Origin of the sequence: Bacillus sp. B2-WWTP-C-10-Post-4 (assembly GCF_009183805.1) — a bacterium.
GTDB classification, from domain to species: Bacteria; Bacillota; Bacilli; order Bacillales; family Bacillaceae_G; genus Bacillus_A; species Bacillus_A cereus.
This window is the reverse complement of record NZ_WEII01000213.1, coordinates 1-3,583: the sequence shown is the minus strand read 5'-3', so window position 1 is coordinate 3,583 and position 3,583 is coordinate 1. Positions and strand designations below refer to the sequence as shown.

The window sequence follows — 3,583 nt, the reverse complement described above, 5'->3', positions numbered from 1 at the left end:
TAAATATATATTTATACCTAATTTTTCTAATGATATATATTGGAACGTATTTTGTTTAACCTTTCACATTCCAAATTATATAGTATCATGGCTTTTATTGTAAAACAATAGAAGCTATCTATGAATTCATTTTTTCCAAGGTTCTACAATATGTATCGTTTTATTTGTTGCATCCAACTCTACTTGAACACCGATAGGTATGGTAATCATGGGATGTGTATGACAACAATCGAAGTCAGCTAGAAAAGGAATTCTTTGATTTTGAAGTACTTCTAATAGTATTTCAAAAGGTTTTCGGTTGGTACCACAATCATCAAATTGCTCGTGTTTTCCAAGAATGATACCTGAAATTTTATCGAATACACCGTTAATTTTAAGTAATGAAAAGCTTCTTTCAATAGTAGCTGCATCTTTTGAACTGTCCTCAATAAAGAGAATGTCGCCTTCTTGAATATGTGGCATATAGGGGCTACCCAAAATTCCTTGTATCGTGTTTAAATTCCCGCCAATAATACGCCCAGTAGCTTTTCCATCAATTACTGAAATCCAATCGTTTGGTCGAAGTTCTTTCTCCTTCGTCTTTTCTTCCCAATTAATAAATTCATCTGACCAAAATAATGGTTGTTTTATATGATAAGGAAGAGAATGATCATGTAGTAAAGTTTCAGCAAAATATTTGTATGTGCAATCAACAAAAGGTTCAAATTCGCCAAAGGAAGGGACGAGAGCTGGTCCATAAAATGTAGGGATTCCTGTTTTGGCGTAAATTGCTAGTAATAAAGCAGTTGCATCTGAATACCCAATCATTATTTTAGGGTTCTTTAGAAAAGCATCATAATCAATATAAGGTAATATTGAATTTGAATTCATCCCACCAATTGTTGACATAATACAAGAAATATTAGGATTTCTTATTAAGACATTTAGCTCCTCAGCACGCTCTTGTATACTACCAGAACGATAAAAATCATATCGACCTGTTAATGAACCTTCTAATATATGAAACCCTTTCTGTTGTAAGTAAGATTTTGCTCGTTCAAATCTTTTTGGAGAAGTGTAGGTTACTGGTGAAGAAGGGGAGTAGATCCCAATTGTGTCTCCGTATTTTAATGATTTTGGAAGTAGCATTTGTATGAATCCCTTCTATTAAATAGTTTATCTCGCTATTTGACGGGTAGCCCGATTGGGGGGCTGATTAAAGTTTCGCTTTATTTACGAGATTTTATTATTGAATATTCTTACGTTTCAATATTGTAAGTTTAACATAAATAAATTAAAATAATCATTGCTGTATATGAATAAATATACCTTTTACCTTGACTATATAAAGGAATTGTTGTTAAGGTTAAATGTGAGTGTATAAAAGGTTTGCTAAAGGAGTTTTGAAATGAATCGGTTAAAATGGGGAAGGATGACAGTCCTATTAGTTATTATTTTAGGGATATGTTGGTTCTTATTCCAAGGAAATCAAAAGAGCATAGCGAATGTAGAGGGACAACCTTTGCAAGTGGCAGAACTACCTAAAGCAGGATTTACTGAAAAAGTAGTCCCGCCAAAGTACATCCCACCAGAAATTAACGCAAAAGCAGCTATGATTATCGATGCGAGTGATGGAGATATTATTTATCAATATAATGAAAATGAAGCTTTTGCACCGGCTAGTATGTCTAAGATGATGACAGCGTATCTCTTACTAGAGAGTATACATAACGGGAAAGTTCGCTGGGAAGATCCAGTAAAAATGAGTGCGAAGGCGGCACAAACAGAAGGAGCGAGAATCCCAGTACAAGTTAATGACACATTAACTGTTAAAGATTTATATCATGCATTAATGATTGAGTCAGCTAATAATTCGGCTGTGGCTTTAGCAGAACATATGGCAAAATCGGAGAAAGATTTCGTTCAGCTTATGGATGCAAAAGCGAAACAGTTAAAAATGTCGGAACATGCTAAATTTGCAAATGCTTCTGGATTACAAGAGCCAGATGGAAGTGAAACAAAAATGACGGCTGGTGATGTAGCACAATTGGCGTATCATCTTATAAAAGATTATCCGGAAATATTAGAAGTGACTCACTTACGCCAAAGTCAGCTAGCATTTAATAATATTAATGTTATAAGCACAAACGACATGTTAAACAAAAATAATAAAAGTTTATATATAGAAGGAATGGACGGACTAAAGACTGGATTTACAGATAGTGCAGGATACTGTTTTACTGGGACTGCAAAGCAAGGTGATAATCGAATTATTACAGTGGTCATGGGGACATCAAGTAAAACAAAACGTTTTACAGAGACAAATAAGTTAATGTCGTATGCATTTGGATTAGTTAATTAAGTAAGTAAAATACGAATCTAGATCGCTACATAAGTAAGACTGTTTGTTGTTACTAATTTTAGATAACAACAAACAGTCTTTTTATTTTTATTTTAAAAAGGAAAAAGCTCCTAAATATAAGTGTTATTATTTGAGTTTGTTTGTTGCTGTGATATTATAAAGTTATAAGCTTATTAATAATAAGTTTGAGGGGCGTCATATGATATATACATATGAAATAGCCTCAATTGAAAATTGGAGGGAATTATGATGGCAAAAGATTTTTACTCAGCAATTGAAGACAGAAGATCTATTTATGCAATTAGTAAAGAGCAAGTAGTTTCTGATGAGAAAATTCAAGAAGTGATTTATCATGCTGTAAAACATACACCTTCAGCTTTTAATTCTCAAAGTGCTCGCGTTGTTGTTTTATTAGGGGAACAACATGATAAATTATGGGATATTACGAAAGAAACGTTACGAAAAATTGTACCTGAAAATAACTTTGCACCTACTGAAGAAAAAATGAATGCATTTAAAAGTGGTTATGGAACGGTTTTATATTTTGAAGACAGTGAAGTAGTGGAAAGCCTTCAAGCAAACTTTGCATTATATAAAGATAATTTCCCAACTTGGTCTCAGCAATCATCAGGAATGTTACAATTTGCAATTTGGACAGCTTTAGAAATTGAAGGGTTTGGTGCTACGTTGCAGCATTACAATCCGCTAATTGATGAAGAAGTGAGAAAAGAGTGGGATGTTCCAGCAAATTGGAAGCTCACTGCGCAAATGCCATTTGGTAAACCGGTAGTACATGCTGGTGAAAAAGAATTCCAACCGTTAGAAGCCCGTGTGAAAATTTATAAATAAAATAATTTGATAAAAGGTGAACAGGAATATAACCTGTTCACCTTTTTTTATACGTAATAAGGGTTTTTTTGTCCAGCATTTTTCATCTGATTTTTTAATTCATTTTTACGTGTTTCAATAGCTGATACTTTTTGTAATGTTATCATTGAAACGAATTGAATAAAAGCATAGTATAACTCTATATTTTTTTGTATTGGATCATCTATTATATTTCTCACAAATATGCTCCTCTTTTTATTCCAATAAAACTCCGCATTAATGGGCAGCCCGAGTGGTGAGGGTTAATAATTAGCGGAGGATGTATAAAACCCTTACTGATTAAAGTTTCATTTTATAAGGGAGTGAAACTTTAGTCAGTTCGCTAAAATTCTATTTTATTAGGATATATATAAT

At 33.0% G+C, this 3,583-nt stretch carries 4 protein-coding genes; 2 read left to right on the top strand and 2 right to left on the bottom strand.

The genetic code is table 11. The annotated features are described in order from the left end of the window. Positions 1-126: 126 nt before the first annotated feature. Positions 127-1,128, bottom strand: coding sequence for a S66 family peptidase (locus GBN78_RS29120; RefSeq protein WP_000926315.1), 1,002 nt, complete (start codon positions 1,126-1,128; stop codon positions 127-129). 259 nt (positions 1,129-1,387) lie between these two features. Between GBN78_RS29120 and GBN78_RS29115 the strand changes: the two genes are divergently transcribed. After that, positions 1,388-2,341, top strand: a complete 954-nt coding sequence (locus tag GBN78_RS29115; RefSeq protein ID WP_001080871.1) for a D-alanyl-D-alanine carboxypeptidase family protein — start codon at positions 1,388-1,390, stop codon at positions 2,339-2,341. A 246-nt stretch (positions 2,342-2,587) separates the two neighbouring features. Beyond that, the gene (locus GBN78_RS29110; protein WP_170950841.1) at positions 2,588-3,190 is read left to right on the top strand and encodes a nitroreductase family protein; all 603 of its coding nucleotides are present in this window, start codon (positions 2,588-2,590) and stop codon (positions 3,188-3,190) included. Positions 3,191-3,237: 47 nt separating this feature from the next. On the opposite strand, the gene GBN78_RS29105 is transcribed toward GBN78_RS29110, so the two are convergent. Further along, positions 3,238-3,408: a hypothetical protein gene (locus tag GBN78_RS29105; protein ID WP_001244279.1), complete on the bottom strand. Its 171-nt coding sequence runs from the start codon at positions 3,406-3,408 to the stop codon at positions 3,238-3,240. Positions 3,409-3,583: the final 175 nt, after the last annotated feature.

Bases quoted from the DNA above. Each gene is read 5' to 3' on its own strand.
- GBN78_RS29110 (WP_170950841.1), top strand. From the start codon at position 2,588: ATGATGGCAAAAGATTTTTACTCAGCAATTGAAGACAGAAGATCTATT.
- GBN78_RS29120 (WP_000926315.1), bottom strand. From the start codon at position 1,128: ATGCTACTTCCAAAATCATTAAAATACGGAGACACAATTGGGATCTAC.
- GBN78_RS29115 (WP_001080871.1), top strand. From the start codon at position 1,388: ATGAATCGGTTAAAATGGGGAAGGATGACAGTCCTATTAGTTATTATT.